We start from the raw sequence: 21603 nt of genomic DNA, 5'->3' as shown, positions 1-21603 counted from the left end.
AACGACACTGACAAGCTAGAGAGTAGACAGAGCAGGAGAGGTCAGGGGCAGAGACTTGGGCCCCATGGCAACGGCACAGGGTAAACGTTCTGGCTAAGTGCTCTTGTCTGCCACGAATGAACCGCGGCCAGACCAAGTGATGATCAGTCCGTCTGCCCTGAGGGCTGCAAATGCCCGCTGGACTGTTGACGCAGCTACGTCGAACTCACTCGCCACGGCGAGGACAGCAGGCATGCGTGACCCTGAGGCGTAGGTGCCATCGGTGATCCTGGCCCTGAGGATGCTCACAAGCTGCGGGTAGACAGGCTGCGTCCGGTCGATCATGGGCCAAGCGTGCGACCGTTCGGGGATACACGCATCCGATGATTCGACCTTTCGAGTATTCGAGGGTACGAGTACGCTGACCCTTCTCCGGTACCCGCTGGAGACACAGAACGGCCCCGGGCAGAGGGACTAGCTCTGACACCGGGGCCTTGCCCCTATGGAGGTAGGGACTATGGGCATCATCCCAGAGGGTCAGTCAGAGCCGGCCAAGACTGTCATCTGTGAAGCGGGTGGCAGGATCGAGCAACTTCTCAAGAGGGCTCTCCTCATTCCCCGAGCATCTGAGGCCAGGGACATGCAGTCCTGGGAAGAGTCGATCCTGGGAGTGGCCAGGATGGACGTGGTCCGGGCCCTGTCCGTGGCAGAGGACGAGAAGGTCACCAGGGCGGAACTCACGGTGGCCCTGTTCTTCCTGGCACAGTCCGCCCGTGCTGCGGTGCGTGTCGCTGAGTCCAGGCAGGAGCGGCTAGACACCCTGCCCTAGCAGGCTGCACCCCAGAGACACGGCCCCTGGTGAGCACCATGACCAGGGGCCTTACTCATGCTCAGATCTACGGACAGTCATCATCCCTGGTCACGGGAGTGTGTTGTCAAAGTCCTGTGATAGGCAGACCGGTCACCGACACCACGCTCCTGGGCGGCAGCCCCTGCCGTACCCGCTCCTCCACGAGCGCGACCGCCGCGCGGCCGGCGTCCTCGTCGAAGGGGCCCTCACGGAAGACCGGCGGCCGTCTGGTCACCCACGTCGTGGCGGCCGCGTACGGGGCGATCTCCAGCAGGTGCTGCGTGCCGGAGGCACCCCCGCCCACCACGACCACCCGCTGCCCGGCGAACTCCTCCGGCCCGGCGTACTGCGCCGTGTGCAGCTGCCGCCCGCGGAAGGTCTCCTGGCCGGGATAGCGTGGCCAGAAGGGCCGGTCCCAGGTACCGGTCGCGTTGATCAGCGCCCGCGTCGACCAGACCCCGGCCGAGGTCTCCACGAGCAGCCGCCCACCGCCGCCCTCGCGTACGGCACGGACGTCGACAGGCCGCCGTACCCGCAGGCCGAAGGTGCGCTCGTACGTCGCGAAGTACTCGGCGACGACCTCCGAGGACGGCCGCGCAGGGTCGGCGCCGGTCAGTTCCATGCCGGGCAGGGAGTGCATCCCGTGCACCTTGCCGTACGTCAGTGACGGCCAGCGGAACTGCCAGGCGCCGCCCGGGCCGGGCGAGTGGTCGAGCACCACGAAGTCCCGCTCGGGTTCGAACCCGGTGCGCCGCAGGTGATAGGCGCTGGACAGTCCGGCCTGACCAGCGCCTATGACGACTACCTCGACCTCGCGCATGTTGTTCACGGTTGTACTAACACCGGCGAGGGCGTGGATCTTCCCGTCGGCTCACCGCCCGCTCGCGACGAGGAGCGGAGCGCCACCCGCCGCGGCCGTCGTCTCCAGCAGCCCACGCGACGCGAGCTCGGGAATCACCCCCTCCCCGAACCAGTACGCCTCCTCCAGGTGTGGATACCCGGAGAGCACGAAGTGCTCGACGCCCAGCGCGTGGTACTCCTCGATCCGTTCGGCGACCTCGGCATGACTGCCGACCAGCGCGGTGCCCGCGCCGCCACGGACCAGCCCGACGCCCGCCCACAGGTTCGGGTAGATCTCCAGGTCCTCGCGTGAGCCGCCGTGCAGGGCCAGCATCCGCTGCTGCCCCACCGACTCGCTGCGTCCCAGCGCCGCCTGCGCGGACGCGATCGTGTCCGCGTCCAGGTCGTCGAGCAGCCGGTGCGCGGTCGACCAGGCGTCCGCCGCCGAGTCACGCGAGATCGTGTGCAACCGGACCCCGAACCGGACCTCGCGGCCCTCCCGCTCGGCCAGCGCCCGGATCCAGTCGATCTTCTCCTTGACCTGCGCGGGCGGCTCGCCCCACGTCAGGTACACGTCCGCGTGCCGCGCCGCGACCGGACCCGCAGCCGGCGACGACCCGCCGAAGAACAGCTGCGGCACCGGGTCCGGCGGCAGCGCGGTCAGCCCGCCGTCGACCTGGTAGTGCTCGCCGTGGAAGTCGTACGGCTCACCGCGCCACACGCCGCGGACGACCGACAGGAACTCGTCCGTACGGGCGTACCGCCGGTCGTGGTCGAGCCGGTCCCCGAACCGGCGTTGCTCGGCCGAGTCACCGCCGGTGACGACGTTCAGCAGCAGCCGTCCGCGCGTGACGCGCTGATAGGTCGCCGCCATCTGCGCCGCCAGCGTCGGCGAGATCAGGCCCGGCCGGAACGCGACCAGGAACTTCAGCCGTTCGGTGTGCTGGGCGAGCGCCACCGTCGTCAGCCAGGCGTCCTCGCACCAGGTGCCGGTCGGTGTGAGCACCGCCTCGAAGCCCAACCGCTCGGCCGCCTTGGCGATCTGGGCCAGATACGCGATGTCGGGCGCGCGCACGCCGCTCGGCTGCCCGGCCTGGTTGGGCGCGTACGCGTGCCGGTCCACGAGGGTGCGGCCGTCGCCGGCGGTCGGCAGGAACCAGTGGAGACGTACGGTCATGTCACGAGCCTTCCGAGGGGCGGGGTGTGGTGGTCGACGGCGGCAGGTCGTCGTTGAACCGCGCGTCGGTGAAGTCGGCGAAGTCGACCTTGCGCGGGATGAGCTTCAGCCGGGTGAAGGTGTCGGCGATCTGCTGCTCGGAGGAGATGAGCGGCTTGTCGACGGCGACCGCGATCCGGGTGGTGTACGTGCGCTTCACCGCGGCCAGCGCCACGTCCTCGGGCAGACCGGTGTCCTTCGCCCAGACCTTCGCCCACTCCTTCTCGTGGGAGTACACCCACTTGTAGGCGCGTCGCAGCCGCTGAAGGTAGTCCTTGAGGGCGGCGGCCTTCTTCTCGTCCTTGAGCGCCTTGGGTGCCGCCACCTGGAAGGTGAGCCCGTTGGTGACGCCGTCGCCGGTGGTCAGGACACGGCCCTGCCTGGCCTGGAGCACCTGCGAGGTGTACGGGTCCCACACCGCCCACGCGTCGACCTTTCCGGACGTGAACGCGGCGAGCGCGTCGGCCGGCTGGAGGTACTTGACCTTGACGTCGCCGAAGCTCAGCCCGGCCTTCTTCAGGGACGCGACCAGCTGGTAGTGCGCGGAGGAACCCTGCGCGACGGCGATCGACCTGCCCTTGAGCTCCGCGGCGGAGGTCAGCTTCGAGCCGTTCGGTACGAGGATGGTGTCGCCCTTGGACGTGCCGTGCCAGGCCGCCACGACCTTGATCTTTGAGTTGGCGCCGGCCGCGAAGACCGGCGGGGTGTTGCCGACGCCGCCCGTATCCACGGCCCCGGCGTTGATGGCCTCCAACAGGGGCGGGCCGGAGGTGAACGTCGACCACTTGATCCTGTAGTCGAGGTTCTTGAGCTCTCCGGCGGCCCGCAGGATGGCCTCCGAACCGCCCTTCTGGTCACCGACGTCGAGCGTGACGGAGCCCTGCCCGTCGGTCCCGCCGTCCGAGGTGCCGGCCGACGAGGTGCCGCCGCAGGCGCTGAGCAGGAGGGCGAGGGGGAGGAGCAGTGCGGCGGGAGCGAGGCGTCGTCGCATGGTGGTTCCTGTTCTTCGATTGCGCAGGGCCGTTCAGGCGGCTTCGGCGGTGGGCTCGACACCCAGGCGGGTGAGCAGGGCGGCGCGCAGCTCCGCGAAGCGGGGGTCGGTGATGTCGCGCGGCCGGTCGAGGTCGATGCGCTGCTCGTGGGCGATGACGCCGCCGTCCATCACCAGGACACGGTCGGCGAGCAGCACCGCCTCCTCGACGTCGTGCGTGACCAGCAGTACGGCGCAGCCGCGGCGCTGCCACAGCTCGCCCACCAGACGCTGGGCCTTGATGCGGGTGAGCGCGTCGAGGGCGCCGAACGGCTCGTCGAGCAGCAGCAGATCGGGTTCGCGGACCAACGCGCGGGCGAGGGAGGCACGTTGGGCCTCGCCGCCAGAGAGCGTCTTGGGCCAGGCGTCCGAGCGGTGACTGAGACCGACCTCCTCCAGGGCCTGGTCGGCGACGGCGCGTTCCGGCTTGCCGGGCAGGCCCAGCAGGACGTTGCGCCACACCTTCTTCCACGGCATCAGCCGCGGCGCCTGGAAGGCGACGGCCCTGCGGCGCGGGACCAGGACGGTGCCCTCGATGTCCCGGTCGAGGCCGGCGAGGATGCGCAGCAGGGTGGACTTGCCGCAGCCGCTGCGGCCGAGCAGGGCAACGAACTCGCCCGGGCGTACGCCCAGTTGGAGATTGCCGATGACGGTCCGGCCGCCGAAGGAGCGGGTCAGCCCCTCGACCCTGACGGCATGGGTGGTCACCGGCCGGTGAACGTCGGTCGCCATTGCAGCAGCAGCCTTTCGAGGAGGCGGACGATGAAGTCGGCCAGCAGGCCGAGGAAGGCGTAGACGATCAGGCAGACCACGATCACGTCGGTCCTCAGGAAGTCCCGTGCCTGCACCATGAGGAACCCGATGCCGGAGTCGGCGTTGACCTGCTCGGCGAAGACCAGCGCCAGCCAGGCGATGCCGAGCGAGTACCTCAGGCCGGTCATCGCGCCGGGCAGCGCCCCCGGCAGGACCACATGCCGTACGAGTCCCCACCGTGACAGCCCCAGGGACTCCCCGGCCTCGATCAGCTGGGAGTCCACCCCGCGGATGCCGGCATGGACGTTGAGGTAGAGCGGGAAGGTCACGCCGAGCGTGATGATGGCGATCTTCGGGGCCTCGCCGATGCCGAACCAGATGATGAACAGCGGGATGAGACCCACGAACGGCACCGTCCGCAGCATCTGTACGGGGGCGTCGACGAGGTCCTCACCGATCCGGAACAGGCCCGAGAGCAGGGCGAGTCCGGTGCCGGTGACGGTGCCGAACAGCAGGCCGATCGCCACGCGCTGGAGCGAGGTGCCCATGGCGGAGGGCAGGGAACCGTCACTGATCATGTTCCCGGCGACCTGGGCGATACGGCCGGGGGCGGCCAGCACGTCGGGGGTCAACGCGCCGGTGCTGCTGAGCAGTTGCCAGAGCGCCAGCAACAGGACCGGGCCGGTGGTGCGGCGCAGCCAGCGGGGGAGACGGGTGCGGCGGTCGGAGGTGGGGACGATCGGTTCGAGGTCGAGAACGGGGCCCGATATTCCCGAAATGTCAGAGTCAGTCGTGCTGGGAGGGGCATGGCTGATGCTCATGAGTGCTCCACTGGAGGAGAACGACAGGCGAGCACGCCTCGTCACCGCCACGCCGGAGAGATCAGCCGAACCGATCAGCGGGCGTGCGGGTGGGCGGAACGATGGCGGGAGAGAAGAGAGAAGAGGAGGCGCGTCAGCGGCCGCGGCGACATGCTGCGGAGGCCACCCGCAGCAGGTCGATATGACCGCGCGTGGTGAGCAGGGCTGAACGCAACATGCACCTGAACGTAGCCAGATGGCGTGCCCACGGTCAATGGGCGTCTCGACCGGTGGACGCACGTATCGCCGGACGGGCGGACCTGCCCGGGTGAAACCGGGGCGCATGCGTCAGGATGGGGGCATGTCAGATGCCTTCACCACCCGAGTCCTGAACCTCACCACCGGCTCCGCGGAGAGGGTCGTCGACATCACCGGCGACTGCGAGTCCTTCCTGCGCGAGGCGGCGGCCGGCCGCGACGGCCTCCTCAACGTCTTCGTCCCGCACGCCACGGCGGGCATCGCGATCATCGAGACGGGCGCCGGCAGCGACGACGACCTGCTGGCCGCCCTGCACACCCTTCTCCCCGCCGACGACCGCTGGCAGCACCGCCACGGCAGCCCCGGCCACGGCCGTGACCACGTCCTGCCCGCCTTCGTCCCGCCCCACGCGACGCTGCCGGTGGTGAGCGGACGGCTGGAGCTGGGGACGTGGCAGTCGGTGTGTCTGGTGGACACGAACAAGGACAACGCCGACCGCCGGGTCCGGCTCAGCTTCCTGGGCTGAGCATGAGCTGACGCTCAACGGCCCAGGTAGGCCAGTTCGGAGAAGTGCCGCTGATAGGCGTCCAGCAGACGCTTGGCGACGGCGTACGAGTCGATCAGCGGGTGGATGGTCAGCGCCTTGACCGCGTGGGCGCGGTCGGCGGTCGTGGCCGCGTGGATCACCGCGCGTTCGGCTGCCTTGACCGCGCACACCAGGCCCTGGCCGTGGTCGGGCAACGGGGCTCCGGTGATGGGGCGTGCGCCGTTGGCGTCCACGTGGCACGGCACCTCGACGACGGCGTCGTCGTCGAGGACGGGGACGCGGCCACGGTTGCGGACGTTGAGGACGAGGGTGGTCCGCTCGTCCAGGGCGATGGCCCGCATCAGGGCGAGGGCCACCTGCTCGTATCCGCCGGATTCCAGGTCGCAGGAGTCCCGTTCACCCATGCCGACGGCGTCGCGGTTCTCGGCCATGTAGGTGGTCTCCCGCTCCAGGCGGGTGGCGTCCCAGGCGTTCCAGGCGGCGCGGGGTGCGGGCGAGCCGTCGGTGCCGGTGCCCAGGGAGTCGTAGAAGCGCTGCTGCTGGGAGTGGAGGAAGGCGCCGCGGGTCTGCTCCAAGGCGCGCGCGGAGCCGACCGACTCGCGGTGGAAGTAGTAGTAGTGCAGGTACTCGTTGGGCAGAGCGCGAAGCGTGCGCAGCAGGTCGGCGCCGAAGAGCCTGCCCTCCTCGAAGGAGGTCAGGGCGGCCTCGTCCGCCAGCAGGGACGGCAGCAGGTCCCGGCCGTCGGCGTACAGGCCGCACAGCCAGCCCAGGTGGTTCAGGCCCACGTAGTCCAGGCGGGTACGTGCCGGGTCGACGCCGAGCGCTCCGGCCACGCGCCGGCCGAGCCCCACCGGTGAGTCGCAGATCCCGATCACCCGGTCGCCCAGGAGGGCGGTCATGGCCTCGGTGACCAGGCCGGCGGGGTTGGTGAAGTTGATGACCCAGGCGTCGGGCGCGAGGGCGGCGATACGGCGGGCGATCCCGAGCGCCACCGGAATGGTGCGCAGCCCGTAGGAGATGCCGCCCGCGCCGACCGTCTCCTGGCCCAGGACGCCCTCCTCCAGGGCGATCCGCTCGTCCGCCGCCCGTCCGGCGAGCCCGCCGACGCGGATGGCGGAGAACACGAAGTCGGCTCCGGTGACCGCCTCGTCCAGGTCGGTGGTGATGGTGACGGCGGGCGGGTCGGGGTGCCCGGCGGCCTGGTCGGCCAGGACCTTGCGGATGGCCGCCAGCCGGGAGGCGTCCAGGTCGTACAGGGTCACGTCGGTGACGCGTCCTTCGCCGCGGTCGCCCAGCAGCGCCCGGTAGACCAGGGGGACGCGGAAGCCCCCGCCGCCCAGGACCGTGAGTCTCATATCTCGACCACCTCGACTCCGGCCTCGCGCAGCCGGTTACAGGTCTTCTCGTCCCCCGGGGCGTTGGTCACCACGACGTCGAGCTCCTCCGGACCGCACACCCGGGCCATGCCGGTGCCGGGGAACTTGCCCGCGTCCGCCAGCAGGACCACCTGGGCGCTCGCGGCGATCATCGCCCGCTTCACGGGGACCTCGACGGCGGTGGTGTCCAGCACCTGCCCGTCGGGGCGGATCCCGCTGGTGCCGAGGAACAGCCGGTCGGCATGGACCTGTCGCAGGTTGTCCTCGGTGAGGAAACCGACCAGCGAGCGGTACTCGCGCCGGACCACGCCGCCCAGCAGGATCAGCTGGACGTCCTTGTCGTCCTGGAGTTCCTCGTAGACGGCCAGGTTGCTGGTGATCACGGTCAGGGACCGGCCGTGCAGATGGCGGGCCACCCGGTGGGCCGTGGTGCCGATGTCGAGCAGCACCGTCTCGCCGTCCCTGACCAGATCGGCGCACCAGGCGGCCAGCGCGTCCTTGGCCTCGACCCTGACGGCGGCCACATCGGCGAACGGGTCGTCCTCACCGACGACCGGGGCGGCACCGCCGTAGACCCGCTTGAGCAGCCCCTCTTCCTCCAGCTGGGCGAGGTCGCGCCGGACCGTGGCCTGGCTGGCCCCGACCTTCTCGGCCAGGGAGGCCACCGTGATGGGCCCGTCCGCGCGCAGGGCACGCAGGATCAGCTGATGTCTTCGGTCAGGGAGCATGCCGCTGACCATACTCGCCAACTCGCCAAACTCAAGCAAAGTCGCGCATGAATGTCTCGATCTCTGCTTGACCCTTGTCAAAGTCGCGCACCGGGTGCACTCTCTTGCGTAATTCCGAGCCGGGTCCGGACCCCACTCCGGTCGGCCGAAGCGGATGAACGGCATGTTTCCGCCGTCACGGACGCGTCGGCACCGTCTGAGAGGACCAGGTCAAAGGCCCCGGGTGGCTGAAGGGTTCCCACCACGCCGATGCTCTTCAGCCACTCGGCCCCCGCCGCGCCCCCGAAGCCCACGGCTCACAGGTCCTGCCGGACATGCCGGACACGCCGAAACTAGGAGAAGATCGTGGACCTTTCCCGCAGACGATTCCTTCAGGCCGCCGTACTGACGGCCGCCACGGCCGGCGCCACCGCGGCGTGCGGCGGCTCCGGGGCGAGCGGCAGCAAGGACAGCAAGAACCTGAAGTTCTGGTACTGGGCCGGCGGCCTGAGCGACAAGGTCGTGGCCGACGCCAAGAAGCACTTCTCCGACGCCACCCTGAAGACGTCCGTCGTCGGCGGCGACTTCAAGACCAAGCTGCTCACCGGTCTGAAGTCCGCCGCGTCCGCCCCCGACATCACCGGCATCAAGGGCGAGGACATCGCCTCCTTCCTGCCCAACGCCAACCGTTTCATCGACCTGAACACCGTCGGCGCCGACAAGCTGGCACCGCAGTACCTGTCGTGGAAGCTGAAGCAGGCCACGAGCCAGGACGGCAAGCTCATCGGCTTCCCCATCGACATCGGTCCCTGCGCGCTGTACTACCGCGAGGACCTCTTCGAGAAGGCGGGCCTGCCCACCGACCCGGCGAAGGTCTCCGCCCAGCTGTCCACCTGGGACGACTACTTCGACGCCGGTGTCGAACTGCACAAGGCCATACCCAAGACCTTTTTGATCAACAACATCGGCGCCGTGTTCTCGATGCTCATCGGTCAGGGCACCAAGCGGTTCATCGACGAGGACAACAGGTTCATCGGCGACCAGGACCACATCCGCACCGCCTGGACCACCGCGGTGAAGCCCTACACCCTCAAGATCGACGCCAAGATCAACGACAACACCTGGAACGCCGCCATCGGCAACGGCACCCTGGGCACCGAGCTCGGCGCCGCCTGGCACGCGCTGGACATCTCCAACGCCGCTCCGGGCACCAAGGGCAAGTGGCGGGTGGCGAGCCTGCCGGGCGGCGCCTCCAACCTCGGCGGGTCCTTCCTGGCGCTGCCCGCGACCTGCGCCAACCCGGAACTGGCGTTCAAGGTCATCACCTGGATCCTCAGCCCCGAGAACCAGGCCCGCGGCTTCACCGACGCGGCCCTGTTCCCGACCGCCCCGGCCGCGTACAAGCTGCCCGCGCTGACCGGCGGCGACGCCTTCTTCGGCGGTCAGAAGACCATCGAGATCTTCGGCCCGGCAGCCGAGAAGATCCCCGCCGCCTACGAGGCCCCGGCCGACGCCGCGGTCTCCGCCGCCTATTTCAACGAGCTGACGAACATCGAGGCCAAGGGCAAGAAGCCCGAGGACGCCTGGCAGGACGCGGTCAGCCAGGCCAAGCAGATCGCCCAGCGGCAGGGAGTGAAGTGACATGTCGTCAAGCCCGGTAGCGGGCCCGGCCCCCACCGGCCCGTCCACGGGACCCGCCACCGGACCCACGGGCCGCCCGGCCCCGGATCACCGCCGCGGTCCGGGGCGGTCCGGCCGCCGGATCCGGCCGGTGTCGGCCGGGGCCCGGCGCGGGCCGCGACGCGGGATCGCCCGGTACTGGCCGCAGTACCTGGCGGTCTCGCCGTTCTACCTGCTCTTCACGGTCTTCATGCTCTTCCCGATGCTGTACACCGTGTACCTGGCGTTCCAGAAGTGGGACGGCATCGGGGACATGCAGTTCGTCGGACTCCAGCAGTTCCGCTTCCTGTGGGACGACCCCATCTTCTGGCTGTCCCTGCGCAACACCCTGGTCATCTGGGTGCTGTCCACCGTCCCCATGCTCTTCATGGCGCTGGTGCTGGCGGTCCTGGTGAACTCCACCCGGCGCTTCACCGGCTTCTACCGGGTGGCCCTGTTCATCCCGAGCATCACCTCGCTGGTGGCGGTCGCGATCTTCTTCGGCGCCGTCTTCAGCAACAACTTCGGCCTCATCAACGCCATCCTGAGGGCGCTGCACCTGTCAGCCGTGCCGTGGATGAGCAACGAGTGGACGATCAAGCTGGTGATCTCGGCACTGATGACCTGGCAATGGACCGGCTACAACGCCATCATCTACTTGGCCGGCCTCCAGGCGATCCCCTCCGAGCTCTACGAGGCCGCCAGGATGGACGGCGCCGGCCCGGCACGGATCTTCTTCTCCCTCACGATCCCGCTGCTGCGGCCCATCATCCTGTTCACCGTGGTGATCTCCACCGTCACCGGACTGCAGAGCTTCACCGAACCCCAGGTGCTGTTCAGCAGTGACGCGTCCACCAACCCCAACTCCGGCGGCCCGGGCCAGGCGGGACTGACCACGCTGCTGTACTTCTACAGCCAGGCCTTCGACCACAACGACTTCGGCTACGCCGCCGCCATCGTCTGGGCCTTCTTCCTGGTCATCCTGCTCATCGTCCTCATCAACTGGCGCCTGGTGCAGCGTAAGGAGCGACGGCCGTGAACAGCCAGAACCGCAGGCGCTTTCGAGGTCTGAGCGTCCACATCATCCTGATGGCCTGCGTCGCCATCTCGGTGTTCCCGTTCTACTGGATCGTCGTCATGGCGACCAACACCTCGCAGGACATCTACAGCTACCCACCGAAGCTGTGGTTCGGCGGCAACCTGCTGACCAACATCCAGCACCTGTTCGCCAAGATGGACTTCTGGGGATCACTGTTCAACACGGTGCTCGTGGCGGTCTGTACGACGACGCTGGTGCTGTTCTTCGACTCGCTGGCCGCGTTCGCCTTCGCCAAGTACGAGTTCCCGGGCAAGAAGTTCCTGTTCGGGCTGCTGCTGGCGCTGTACATCCTGCCGACACAGCTGGCGATCATCCCGCAGTACGAGATCATGGTGCAGCTCGGCTGGCTGGGCACGCTCAAGGCGCTCATCGTGCCGGCCGCGGCGAACGCCTTCGGCATCTTCTGGATGCGCCAGTACACCAGCACCGGCGTCCCCGACGAACTGCTGGACGCCGCACGCATCGAGGGCGCCGGGTTCTTCCGCCAGTACTGGCACGTGGTGCTGCCGTGCGTCCGCCCGGCGCTGGCATTCCTCGGCATCTACACCTTCATCGCCGCCTGGAACGACTACATCCTGCCCCTGGTGATGCTGGTCGACCCGAGCCATCTCACCCTCCAGGTGGCGCTGGCGCAGCTGTACGCGGGCCACTCCACCGACTACAGCATGGTGATGGCCGGAGTGCTGCTGGCGGTCATCCCGCTGGTGCTGGTGTTCACCTTCTTCGCCCGCGGTTTCATCGCCGACGCCACCAAGGGCGCCCTGCGCTGAGGCGGCATGACTCACCTGTCCGCGGGGTCCACCCAGGTGAGCCCGTCCTCGGAGGCCACGAGACCGCCGGCCCGCAGCGGCGTCTCGTCCTCCAGCGGGCCGCCGAAGACGCCACGCTCCTGCAGGACGGCACCTTCGTGGAACACCTGACGGACGGTGGCGGACTCGAAGAGCGGATTGCGCAGCCCGTCGGATGACGGGAGCCGGCCCACGGCCCCGTCGAGGTCCGAGGCGGCCGCCGACAGCCGGGCACCCGCCTGCTCCGGCCCCCCGAGGGACGAGTCGCCGGAGGCCAGCCCGCCCACCAGGTCGACGAACGCCTCCAGTTCCGTCGTACCGACCTCGGTGACCTTGCGCGCCTTCCAGAAGTACGACCGCTCGTCCTGGTGCATGTCGTAGAAGGAGACCAGGAATTCGTGGAACAGGCCGTACTCGTGCCGGTAGCGGGCCTCGAACTCGCCGAACAGGCGGTCCTCGTCCGGCATTCCGGCGAGGGCGCTGTTGATGGACCGGGCCGCGAGCAGGGCACCGTAGGTGGCGAGGTGCACACCGGAGGACAGCACCGGGTCGACGAAGCACGCCGCGTCACCGGCCAGCACCATGCCGGGCCGCCACAGCCGGGACTTCCAGTACGACCAGTCCCGGCGGACGCGGACCTGGTCGTACGGCACCTCCGTGGCCTGCGGAACCCCGTGCAGCAAGTCCCGGATCCCGGGACACGAGTCGATCATCCGGCGCCAGGCCGCCACCGGGTCCCGCTGGATCCGGTCGGCGTTCTCCCGGCTCACCACCGCTCCCACGCTCGTGAGGTCGTCCCGGAGCGGGATGTACCAGATCCAGCCCTCGTCGAAGGCGGAGCAGAAGATGTTGCCGTCGTTCGGCTCCGGGAGCCGTCCGCCCCCGGCGAAGTAGCCGAACACCGCGATGTTCCGGAAGAAGTCGGAGTACGTCCGCCTGCCGCCGACCTCGCCGTGGATCCGGCTGCCGTGGCCGGAGGCGTCCACGACGTAGCGTGCCCGGGCCTCACGCGATGCGCCGCCGGGGCCGGTCCAGCCGACGCCCCGCACCCGTTCCTCGTCGCCGAGCACGCCGGTGACGCGGCAGCCCTCGCGGACGTCCACACCGACCCGGCGGGCGTTGTCCAGCAGGATCGCGTCGAACCGGGACCGCTCGACCTGGTAGGCGAACGACGTCGGGTCGGCCAGCCGGGGGGACAGCGCGAAGGAGAACTGCCAGGGGTCCCGGTTGCGGCCCCACCGGAAGGTGCCCCCGCGCTTGAGCTTGAAGCCCGCCCGGGCGACCTCGTCCTCGACGCCCAGGATGCGGCACACGCCGTGCACGGTGGAGGGCAGCAGCGACTCACCGATCTGGTACCGGGGGAAGGTCTGCCGCTCCAGGAGGAGGACGCGGTGGCCCCGCAGGGCGACGGCCGCGGCGGCGGTGGCTCCGGCCGGGCCGCCGCCCACGACGATGACGTCGAACTCCTCCACGGGCGGGCTCGCGCTCATCACTGTCCTCCTGGTGCGGTCGGCGTCGGCCGAGCGTCCCCGCGGCCGAGGGAGTCGATCCAGGTGCGGATCGCGGCCACGGTGGCCGGGGCGTGTTCCTGCCCGAGTGAGAAGTGGTCACCGGGGACGTCGACGCGGTCGTGCGGCAGCGGCCAGGACGTCCGCCAGTCCGCCTCCGCCTTCGCTGCCATCTCCGGGGTCGGCTGTGTGGCCCGGACCAGCAAGGTCGGGGTGCCGACGGGTTCCGGGTCCCAGCCGAGGAACATCCGGGTGTACGCGCCCATCGCCGCCAGGGCGGTGTCGTCGTCTCCGGTCGACCGGTCCCCTTCCAGGCTTGGGACGAAGGAAGCCGGCAGGGCAAGCAGCCAGTACGTGCTGCGGTTGCCCTCGTGGACGAGGTACGTGTCGAGCAGCACCTGGCCGACGGGAGCGGCCCCCAGCGCTTCGAGGCGCCGGGTCACGACGTGCGCGACGGCGCCTCCGGTGCACGAGCCGACGATGACGAAGGGCCGCCCGCCCGCGTGCCGCAGCACCGTCTCGGCGTGGGTACGGGCCAGTGTCTCCCGGCCGTCCGGCACCGCCGCTCCTTCGCTGATACCTGGGTGCGGGAACTCCAGGACGTCCCAGTCGCCCTGGAAGCAGCGGTGGAGAGCCGCGGCTCCTCCGCCCGGGCCGAGGAAGGGAGGGTGATACCCGTCGAAGAAGACCACGACCGGACCGCCGCCCGGACCCTCTGCCCGCCGCAGAGGCGGTAGGGCGTGCTGCCGGCTGGAGGACGCGTCGTACGTCGGCACCGCGTAGGACGCCGTGACCAGCATGTGCATCGCGGACACCACCTGACCGGCATCGCAGACTCGCCGGTAGAGCGAGGAGAGCGTCTGCACAGGCCGGCCGTCGCCCGCCCCCGCCGGCTCCGGCACCCCCGCTGTCCGGGGCAGTTCGTCTTCGAGCAGACCGAGTACGTGGCGGGCCAGCCCCTCAGCCGTCGGGTGCTCGAAGACCACGGCGGCGGACAGCCTGAGCCGCAGGGCCATGCTCAGCCGGTTGCGGACCTGAACCGCCATCAGGGAGTCGAAGCCCAGTTCGGCGAAGGACTTGCCGGCCGGCAGCGCGCCGGCGTCCGGGTACCCCAGCACGGCCGCCACGTCCCCGCGCATCAACTCCGCCAGCTTCTCCTCGCGTTGTCCGACCGGCAGCTCGGCCAGCAGCTTCCGCCATGCTCCCGGCTCCCACGGCTGCTCCTTGGCAGGTGGGCGAGCGGTGGCGTGCCGGGGAGCGCGTACCAGTCCGCGCAGGAGCGGCGGCAGCGGTCTCGGGGCGGACCCGAGGGCACTCCGGTCCAGCAGAAACGGCGCCAGGACGGGTCCGCCCTCGCACAGTGCCGCGTCGAACAGTGCCAGGCCCTGTTCCACGGAGAGCGCACGCACCACATCACCGCCGGTACCTTCACCGTCCCGGAGCTGTGCGGCGGTCATGCCGCCCGTGGTCGCCCACGGGCCCCATGCCAAGGAGACCGCGGGCAGTCCGCGCGCGGTGCGGTGACGGGCCAGGGCGTCCAGGAAGGAGTTGGCCGCAGCGTAGTTGCCCTGGCCGGCGCGGCCCAGCAGGCCGGACACCGACGAGAACATGACGAACGCCGACAGGTCCAGGTCCCGGGTCAGCTCGTGCAGATGCCAGGCCGCGTCGGCCTTCGGCCGGAGCACCGCGGCCATCCGCTCGGGGGTCAGCGCGGCCAGGACCCCGTCGTCCAGCACCCCGGCCGCATGCACCACGGCGGTCAGCGCGGGCCGACATCCCCCGACCAGCTCGGCGAGCGCGGCACGGTCGCCCACGTCACAGGCCACGATCCGCACCTCGGCGCCCAACTCCTCCAGCGCGCCGCGCAGTTCCCCGGCACCCGGTGCCTCGGGCCCACGGCGTCCGGTGAGCAGCAGGTGCCGTACGCCGTACGAGAGGACGAGGTGGCGGGCGAGTGCCGCACCCAGGGCGCCGGTACCGCCCGTGATCAGCACCGTGCCGTCCAGGCGGGGCGACGCTCCGGGCGCGTCTCCCAGCGCCTCCGTCAGCCGGGGAGCCACCGGCTTCCCTTCGCGGATGGCCAGTTGAGGCTCCCCGGTGGCCACGGCGGCGGGGAGCGCCCGTAGGGACTCGGGCCGCCCGTCCACATCGACGAGGACGACACGTCCCGGCAGCTCGGACTGGGCCGTACGCACCAGCCCCCACACCGCGGCGCCGGCCAGATCCGGCTCCGCCGCGGTCGCGTTCCGGGTCACCACCACCAGCCGTGAGCCCGCTGCCCGCGGATCGTCCTGCCAGTCCTGCACCGCGCGGAGCACCCGGGCGGTCAGCAGATGGACGGCGCGCAGCGGGTCGAGGCCCGTCGGGCCCACGGCGGTGACGGCGACGGCGTCCGGTCCCGGTACGGCGGTGTCCACGACGCCGGGAACCTGCGCGCGCAGCTCCAGCTCGTCCGGGCCCATCAGCGCCCAGCGGCCGGTGTCCCGCCGGTGCTCGCCGTCGGACGGCTCGACGGCGGCCCAGTCGGGGCGCCACAGGGCACGCCGCACCACGTCAGCCGTCAGGTCGCCGGCTTCGGAGGGGAGTTCGCGTGCGGTCAGGGACTTCACCCGCGCCACCGGGCGGCCCGCCGGGTCGGCGAGCGTCACCGAGACCGTGTCCGTCCCGGTCGGGGTGACCCGCACGCGGAGGTCCGACGCGCCGGCCGCGTACAGGCGCACACCGGTCCACGCGAAGGGCACCCGCAGTGGGGCGGATTCCGACCTGGCGAGCAGCGGAGGGTGCAGAGCCGCGTCCCACAGCGCCGGATGGATCCCGAACCGGCCGGCACCCGTCGACTCCGGCGCCGGCAGCCGGACTTCCGCGAACAGTTCGTCACCGCGCCGCCACACCGCTCTGACACCGCGGAAGGCCGGCCCGTAGGCGAGGCCACCGTCCGCGAGGCTGCCGTACGCGTCGTCGGACAGGCCGACCTCGGTCGCGCCCGGCGGCGGCCACGCGGCCAGTCCCGTGTCCGGCGGTGACGTCTCGGCGGGGGCCGGGCCCAGCAACCCGGTGGCATGCCGCGTCCAGGCCGGCTCGGGGCCGGTCTCGTCGGACCGGGCATGGATGTCGACCGGGCGACGGCCCGACTCGTCCGGCGCGCCTACGACGACCTGGACCCGTATGTCCGTGGCCGCGGGCAGACCGAGCGGGGCCAGGACGACGAGTTCGTCGAGTACGCGGCAGCCGACCTCCTCGCCCGCCCGTACGGCCAGTTCGACGAACGCCGTCGCGGGGACGAGGGCTCTCCCGGCGACCACATGGTCGGCGAGCCAGGCGTGGGTCGTGGGGGAGAGCAGACCGGAGAACACCGTGTGGTCGGTGCCGGGCACGGTGAACGCCGGACCCAGCAGCGGATGCCCGTGGGGGTCCGCCGCGGGTTCCGCGGGACGCGGGGCGTCCAGCCAGTACCGCTGCCGCTGGAAGGGGTACGTCGGCAGGTCCACCCTCCGCCAGGCTCCCGGCTTCGCCCCGGTGCCCGCGAACACCGCGGCCCAGTCGACCGGCGCCCCGCGCACATGGAGCCGGGCCACGGCGGACAGCAGGGTCTGCCGCTCGGGCTCCCCGCCACGGGTGGCGGCGGCGCACAGCGGGCCGTCGACGCCGGCGTCCGTCAGGCAGTCCTCGGCCGCGGCGGTGAGCGCGGCACCGGGGCCGACTTCCAGGAACGCCGACACGCCGTTGTCCCCGAGCCATCGCACGGCGTCGGCGAACCGCACCGGCAGGCGGGCATGGCGTACCCAGTACTCCGGGGAACACAGCTCCGCGGTCTCGGCCGGGCGGCCCGTCACCGCCGAGACCACCGGTATCCGCGGCGGCCGGAAGACCAGCCCTTCGGCGACCCGGCCAAAGTCGTCCAGCACCGGCTCCACCAGCGGGGAGTGGAAGGCATGGCCGACCCGCAGCCGGACCGTCCTGCGGCCGCGCGCCTCGAACCGGGCCGCCACGGCCAGCACCCCGTCCCGCTCGCCCGAGATCACCACCGAGTGCGGCCCGTTGACCGAGGCGACGGCGACCAGGTCGCCGCAGTCCGCGAGCGCGGTGAGCACTTCCTCCTCCGTCGCGTGCAGCGCCACCATGGCCCCGCCCTCGGGCAGGGCCTGCATCAACCGGCCGCGGGCCGCGACGAGTTCGGCCGCGTCGGGCAGATCCAGCACCCCGGCCGCATGCGCCGCCGCCAGTTCGCCGACCGAGTGCCCGGCCAGGAAGTCGGGGCGCACTCCCCAGGACTCCAGCAGCCGGAACAGGGCCACCTCGAAGGCGAACAGTGCGGCCTGCGCGAAGTCCGTACGGTCGAGCAGGGCGGCCTCCGGCGAACCCGGTTCGGCGGACAGCGCCCGCCCGAGTGGTCCGTCGAGCCTGCGCTCCAGCTCCCCGCAGACCTCGTCGAAGGCATCGGCGAAGACGGGGAACGCCGAGCGCAGTTCGGCCCCCATCCGGGCTCGCTGGGACCCCTGGCCGGTGAACAGGAAGGCCGTACGGAGGGCCGGATCGGCGAGGGCCCGCACCGAGTCGATGCCGTCGCCCTCGGCGAGGGACTGCAGCGCCGCCTGCATCCGCGCCCGGTCGCCCGCCGGCACCATCGCCCGGTGGGCGAGCGCCGACCTGCACACGGCGAGGGAGAAGCCGACATCGGCCGCCGAGAGGTGCGGCCGGGCCGCGAGGTGGGCGGCCAGCCGGCGGGCCTGGGCCCGCAGGGCGCCCTCATCGGCGCCGGAGAGCAGCCACGGAACGGGGTCGGGCTCCTCCCGGACCGGTGGGTCCGCGAGCCGCGGGGCCTCCTCCAGGATCACGTGTGCGTTGGTCCCGCCGATGCCGAAGGCCGACACGCCGGCCCGGCGCGGCCCGGCGTCCGTCGCCGGCCACGGGCGGGCCTCGGTCAGCAGCTCCACCCGGCCGGCGGACCAGTCGACGTGCGGGGTGGGCGTCGCCGCGTGCAGGGTCCGGGGGAGTTCCTCGTGCCGCAGGGCCTGCACCATCTTGATGACCCCGGCGATCCCGGCCGCCGCCTGCGTGTGCCCGAGATTGGACTTCACCGAGCCCAGCCACAGCGGCGGCCGTTCCTCGCCCCGCCCCTGGCCGTACGTGGCCAGCAGGGCCCGCGCCTCGACGGGGTCGCCGAGTGTGGTCCCCGTGCCGTGCGCCTCCACGGCGTCCACGTCCTGCGGGCGCAGGCCGGCGTCCGCCAAGGCCTGGGTGACGAGCCGCTGCTGGGCCTGGCCGTTGGGGGCCGTCAGGCCGTTGGACGCGCCGTCGGAGTTGACGGCGGAGCCGCGCAGCACGGCCAGCACCGGATGACCGTGGCGCCGGGCGTCGGACAGCCGTTCCAGCAGCACCAGTCCCGCGCCCTCGCCCCAGGCGGTGCCGTCCGCCGCGGCCGAGAAGGACTTGCAGCGGCCGTCGGGCGCGAGACCCCGCTGGCGGCTGAACGCGGTGAACGGCTTCGGCGTCGCCATCACCGTGACCCCGCCCGCCAGGGCCAGGGAGCACTCGCCGGAGCGCAGCGCCCTCGCCGCCCAGTGCAGCGCCACCAGCGAGGAGGAGCACGCGGTGTCGATCGTGATGGACGGCCCGCGCAGGCCGTACACGTAGGAGATCCGGCCGGAGGCCACGCTGCCGGCCGAGCCCAGGGCCAGATGCGCCTCCAACTCGTGCCGGGTGAAGCGGACGGAGTAGTCGCCGTGCATCACGCCGACGAACACGCCGGTGTCGCTCTCCCGGAGGGTGGCTGGGTCGATGCCCGCCCGCTCCCATACCTCCCACGAGGTCTCCAGCAGCAGCCGCTGCTGTGGATCCATGGCCAGCGCCTCGCGCGGCGAGATACCGAACAGGCCCGCGTCGAACTCCGCGGCGCGGTGCAGGAATCCGCCGCTGCGGGTGTACGAGGTGCCGATCCGGTCGGGGTCGGGGTCGTGGAGGGCGGCCAGGTCCCAGCCCCGGTCGGTGGGGAAGCCGGTGATCGCGTCCCGGCCGTCCGACACCAGCCGCCACAGGTCCTCCGGGGAGTGGACATCGCCGGGATAACGGCAGCCCATGGCGACGATCACCACCGGATCGTCCGCTCTCACCTCCACGGCTGAGGCGGGCGGAGCCGCGGCGAACGGCGAGAAGAGGACGCGGTGCACCTGCCGGGCCAGGCCGGCCGGTGTCGGGTGGTCGAAGACGAGCGTCGAGGGCAGCCCCAGTCCGGTCGCCTCGCCGAGCCGGTCGATCAGCGTGACGGCGCCCGCGGACGTCAGCCCGAGATCGGTGAAGGTGCTGTCGCCGTCGAGCCGCTCGTGCGGTCCGCCTCCGCAGACCGCGGCCGTCTCGGCGAGCACGGCCTCACGCAGCGCACGCTCCCGCCCCTCCGGCGGCAGGGACAGCAGCCGCCGGCGCAGGGGCCCGTCGGCCGGCGTGGAGGAGGAGGCGGGCACGGGCCCGGCCGCTTCCCGCGCCACCGCATGGCGGGCGATCTTGCCGGACGCCGTACGCGGGACGGCGGCGATCTCGTGGATCTCCACAGGCAGCTTGTACTCGGCCAGCCGGACACGGCACGCGGCCAGCACCCGCCCCGCGTCGACCCCCTCCGGTCCCGGGACGACGTAGGCCACCGGAACCTCGCCGAGTACCTCGTGCGGCCTGCCCACCACCACCGCGTCCCGCACGCCGGGACAGCGCAGCAGGGCCTGCTCGACCTCCGTGGGGTGGATGTTCTCCCCGCCGCGGATGATCAGCTCGCTGACCCGGCCGGTGAGCACGAGATGGCCGTGCTCGACGCGGCGGCCGAGGTCGCCGGTGCGGTACCAGCCGTCCCGCAGCGCGGCCTCCGTCGCCTCGGGCCGGTTGTGGTAGCCGGCCATGAGGCTCGGCCCGCGCACCCAGATCTCACCCTCGGCGCCGTCGGCGACATCGTTGCCGGAGCCCGGGTCGACGATCCGCACCTCCATGCCCGGGACCGGAGGCCCACAGGAACCGTCGGGCCGCGGTCCGCCGGGACGGTTCACCGCGATCATGCCGCAGGTCTCGGTGCTGCCGTACGCGTCGAGGAGGGGAGCCCCGAGCAGCTCCTCCACCGCGCGGCGCAGCGCCGGGGCACTCGGTGCGCCCGCCACCACACAGGTCCGCAGACCGGGCGGGCAGGCGTCCTCCCCGGCCGACGCCACCAGCTGGTGGTAGGTCGTGGGCACCCCCGCCAGGACGGTGTAGGAACCGCCGACGGCGTGGTGCGGTGTGCGGATCTCTTGCAGCAGACCGCCGGGCGGCAGAAGGTCGCCGGTGATCCTGGCACTCGCGCCGACGGCGGTGACACCCAGGATGGCCAGGGAGTGCCCGAAGCTGTGGAACAGCGGCAGCGGCCACAGCAGCCGGTCCTCGCAGGAGAGCCCGAAGAGCGGGGCGTAACAGGCCGCCACCGACCACAGGGCGGCGCGCTGCGTGGACAGGACGCCCTTGGGGCGATGCGTGGTGCCGGAGGTGTAGAGCATCCAGGCCGGCTCGTCCATCCCGAGGTCGTCCCGGGGCGGCTCGGCGGGGTCGTCGCTCTCGGCGGCGGTCTGTAAGAGGACGGTGCCGGCAGGGGCGTCCGCGGGGACCGGTCCCGGGCCGGTCAGCAGGACGCGCATCGAGCCGACGGCGGAGCCGAGGCGGTGCAGGCGGTCGAGGTGCGCGGGGTCGGTGACGAGGACCGAGGCGCCGCTGTCCTGGAGGAAGTGGGCGAGTTCGGCGTCGGAGGACCGAGGGTTGAGAGGCACACCGATCGCCGCCGCCCTGACGGCGGCCAGCACGCTCTCCACCATCTCCACGCGGTTGCCGAGGCAGATCGCCACCCGGTCCCCGCGCCGAAGGCCCGTCCGGGCGAGGTGAGCGGCCAGCCGACCGGTGCGCCGCTCCAACTCGGCGTAGGTGACGGCGCGCACGTCGTCGGCGAACGCCACCCGTGAGGGTGCCGTCCCGGCATGCGTCTTCAGCAGCTCCGGCAGCGGCCGGATCAGCTCGTCCCGCGTCATGTTCCCCGCCCCTCCGGCGCGCGCCCCGCCGCGGTCGCCGTCAATCTCCCCGCGTCACAACGGCGTTGAGCCTACGGGCAGGAGGACCGGATGACCGGACATTTCCGCGAACGGCGTTTCGAGCGGGGGGCACGCGGCCGGGAAGCCGCGTGCCCGGCCGGTG

The 21603-nt window shown here is 71.6% G+C and carries 15 protein-coding genes and 1 pseudogene; 5 read left to right on the top strand and 11 right to left on the bottom strand.

From position 1 onward, the window contains the following. Positions 1–93: 93 nt before the first annotated feature. The gene (locus NW895_RS16250; RefSeq protein WP_289936252.1) at positions 94–324 is read right to left on the bottom strand and encodes a winged helix-turn-helix domain-containing protein; all 231 of its coding nucleotides are present in this window, start codon (positions 322–324) and stop codon (positions 94–96) included. Positions 325–496: 172 nt separating this feature from the next. Between NW895_RS16250 and NW895_RS16245 the strand changes: the two genes are divergently transcribed. Continuing rightward, a complete protein-coding gene (locus NW895_RS16245) occupies positions 497–808 on the top strand; it encodes a hypothetical protein (RefSeq protein WP_289936251.1) in 312 nt (103 codons plus the stop codon). Between the two features lie 118 nt (positions 809–926). Here NW895_RS16245 and NW895_RS16240 read toward each other — a convergent pair. The 6 genes and pseudogenes from NW895_RS16240 to NW895_RS41195 all read right to left on the bottom strand — a co-directional run. Then, a pseudogene (locus tag NW895_RS16240) lies at positions 927–1658 on the bottom strand (NAD(P)-binding domain-containing protein); the annotation flags it as partial. Between the two features lie 42 nt (positions 1659–1700). Beyond that, complete coding sequence (locus NW895_RS16235; protein ID WP_289936250.1) at positions 1701–2846, bottom strand: LLM class flavin-dependent oxidoreductase; 1146 nt, start codon at positions 2844–2846, stop codon at positions 1701–1703. Position 2847: 1 nt separating this feature from the next. Beyond that, positions 2848–3876, bottom strand: a complete 1029-nt coding sequence (locus NW895_RS16230) for an ABC transporter substrate-binding protein (protein WP_289936249.1) — start codon at positions 3874–3876, stop codon at positions 2848–2850. 33 nt (positions 3877–3909) lie between these two features. Further along, complete coding sequence (locus NW895_RS16225; RefSeq protein WP_289936248.1) at positions 3910–4647, bottom strand: ABC transporter ATP-binding protein; 738 nt, start codon at positions 4645–4647, stop codon at positions 3910–3912. Next, entirely contained in the window at positions 4620–5489 is an 870-nt protein-coding gene (locus NW895_RS16220) for an ABC transporter permease (protein ID WP_289936247.1), read from the bottom strand. The genes NW895_RS16225 and NW895_RS16220 overlap by 28 nt, the downstream gene beginning before the upstream one ends. 133 nt (positions 5490–5622) lie before the next feature. Further along, positions 5623–5706 carry a putative leader peptide gene (locus NW895_RS41195; protein WP_313884353.1) on the bottom strand — a complete coding sequence of 28 codons (84 nt, stop codon included), beginning with the start codon at positions 5704–5706 and terminating at the stop codon, positions 5623–5625. A gap of 123 nt (positions 5707–5829) precedes the next feature. On the opposite strand from NW895_RS41195, the gene NW895_RS16215 reads away from it, so the two are divergent. Further along, positions 5830–6252: a secondary thiamine-phosphate synthase enzyme YjbQ gene (locus NW895_RS16215; RefSeq protein ID WP_289936246.1), complete on the top strand. Its 423-nt coding sequence runs from the start codon at positions 5830–5832 to the stop codon at positions 6250–6252. 14 nt (positions 6253–6266) lie between these two features. On the opposite strand, the gene NW895_RS16210 is transcribed toward NW895_RS16215, so the two are convergent. Together NW895_RS16210 and NW895_RS16205 are read right to left on the bottom strand one after the other, a co-directional pair. After that, positions 6267–7628, bottom strand: a complete 1362-nt coding sequence (locus NW895_RS16210) for a 6-phospho-beta-glucosidase (protein WP_289936245.1) — start codon at positions 7626–7628, stop codon at positions 6267–6269. Continuing rightward, positions 7625–8377 carry a DeoR/GlpR family DNA-binding transcription regulator gene (locus tag NW895_RS16205; RefSeq protein ID WP_289936244.1) on the bottom strand — a complete coding sequence of 251 codons (753 nt, stop codon included), beginning with the start codon at positions 8375–8377 and terminating at the stop codon, positions 7625–7627. Before NW895_RS16205 ends, NW895_RS16210 begins: the two co-directional genes overlap by 4 nt. 345 nt (positions 8378–8722) lie before the next feature. Between NW895_RS16205 and NW895_RS16200 the strand changes: the two genes are divergently transcribed. The 3 genes from NW895_RS16200 (at position 8723) to NW895_RS16190 (ending at position 11884) form a co-directional block, all read left to right on the top strand. Next, positions 8723–9997, top strand: coding sequence for an extracellular solute-binding protein (locus NW895_RS16200; protein WP_289936242.1), 1275 nt, complete (start codon positions 8723–8725; stop codon positions 9995–9997). 130 nt (positions 9998–10127) lie between these two features. Next, a complete protein-coding gene (locus NW895_RS16195; RefSeq protein ID WP_289936241.1) occupies positions 10128–11054 on the top strand; it encodes a sugar ABC transporter permease in 927 nt (308 codons plus the stop codon). A gap of 50 nt (positions 11055–11104) precedes the next feature. Beyond that, the gene (locus NW895_RS16190; RefSeq protein ID WP_289936509.1) at positions 11105–11884 is read left to right on the top strand and encodes a carbohydrate ABC transporter permease; all 780 of its coding nucleotides are present in this window, start codon (positions 11105–11107) and stop codon (positions 11882–11884) included. Positions 11885–11895: 11 nt separating this feature from the next. Here NW895_RS16190 and NW895_RS16185 read toward each other — a convergent pair whose 3' ends face one another. Together NW895_RS16185 and NW895_RS16180 are read right to left on the bottom strand one after the other, a co-directional pair. Continuing rightward, the gene (locus NW895_RS16185) at positions 11896–13392 is read right to left on the bottom strand and encodes a tryptophan 7-halogenase (RefSeq protein WP_289936240.1); all 1497 of its coding nucleotides are present in this window, start codon (positions 13390–13392) and stop codon (positions 11896–11898) included. Further along, complete coding sequence (locus tag NW895_RS16180; protein ID WP_289936239.1) at positions 13392–21440, bottom strand: type I polyketide synthase; 8049 nt, start codon at positions 21438–21440, stop codon at positions 13392–13394. Before NW895_RS16180 ends, NW895_RS16185 begins: the two co-directional genes overlap by 1 nt. Positions 21441–21603: the final 163 nt, after the last annotated feature.

Source organism: Streptomyces sp. S.PNR 29 (assembly GCF_030386795.1).
In the GTDB taxonomy this organism is placed as follows: Bacteria; Actinomycetota; Actinomycetes; order Streptomycetales; family Streptomycetaceae; genus Streptomyces.
Note: the sequence above shows the minus strand (reverse complement) of the source record. Positions and strands in the feature narration are given on the sequence as shown.

Coding starts and splice junctions, on each gene's coding strand:
- NW895_RS16250 (WP_289936252.1), bottom strand. CDS start 324: ATGATCGACCGGACGCAGCCTGTCTACCCGCAGCTTGTGAGCATCCTC.
- NW895_RS16245 (WP_289936251.1), top strand. CDS start 497: ATGGGCATCATCCCAGAGGGTCAGTCAGAGCCGGCCAAGACTGTCATC.
- NW895_RS16235 (WP_289936250.1), bottom strand. CDS start 2,846: ATGACCGTACGTCTCCACTGGTTCCTGCCGACCGCCGGCGACGGCCGC.
- NW895_RS16230 (WP_289936249.1), bottom strand. CDS start 3,876: ATGCGACGACGCCTCGCTCCCGCCGCACTGCTCCTCCCCCTCGCCCTC.
- NW895_RS16225 (WP_289936248.1), bottom strand. CDS start 4,647: ATGGCGACCGACGTTCACCGGCCGGTGACCACCCATGCCGTCAGGGTC.
- NW895_RS16220 (WP_289936247.1), bottom strand. CDS start 5,489: ATGAGCATCAGCCATGCCCCTCCCAGCACGACTGACTCTGACATTTCG.
- NW895_RS41195 (WP_313884353.1), bottom strand. CDS start 5,706: ATGTTGCGTTCAGCCCTGCTCACCACGCGCGGTCATATCGACCTGCTG.
- NW895_RS16215 (WP_289936246.1), top strand. CDS start 5,830: ATGTCAGATGCCTTCACCACCCGAGTCCTGAACCTCACCACCGGCTCC.
- NW895_RS16210 (WP_289936245.1), bottom strand. CDS start 7,628: ATGAGACTCACGGTCCTGGGCGGCGGGGGCTTCCGCGTCCCCCTGGTC.
- NW895_RS16205 (WP_289936244.1), bottom strand. CDS start 8,377: ATGCTCCCTGACCGAAGACATCAGCTGATCCTGCGTGCCCTGCGCGCG.
- NW895_RS16190 (WP_289936509.1), top strand. CDS start 11,105: ATGGCCTGCGTCGCCATCTCGGTGTTCCCGTTCTACTGGATCGTCGTC.
- NW895_RS16185 (WP_289936240.1), bottom strand. CDS start 13,392: ATGAGCGCGAGCCCGCCCGTGGAGGAGTTCGACGTCATCGTCGTGGGC.
- NW895_RS16180 (WP_289936239.1), bottom strand. CDS start 21,440: ATGACGCGGGACGAGCTGATCCGGCCGCTGCCGGAGCTGCTGAAGACG.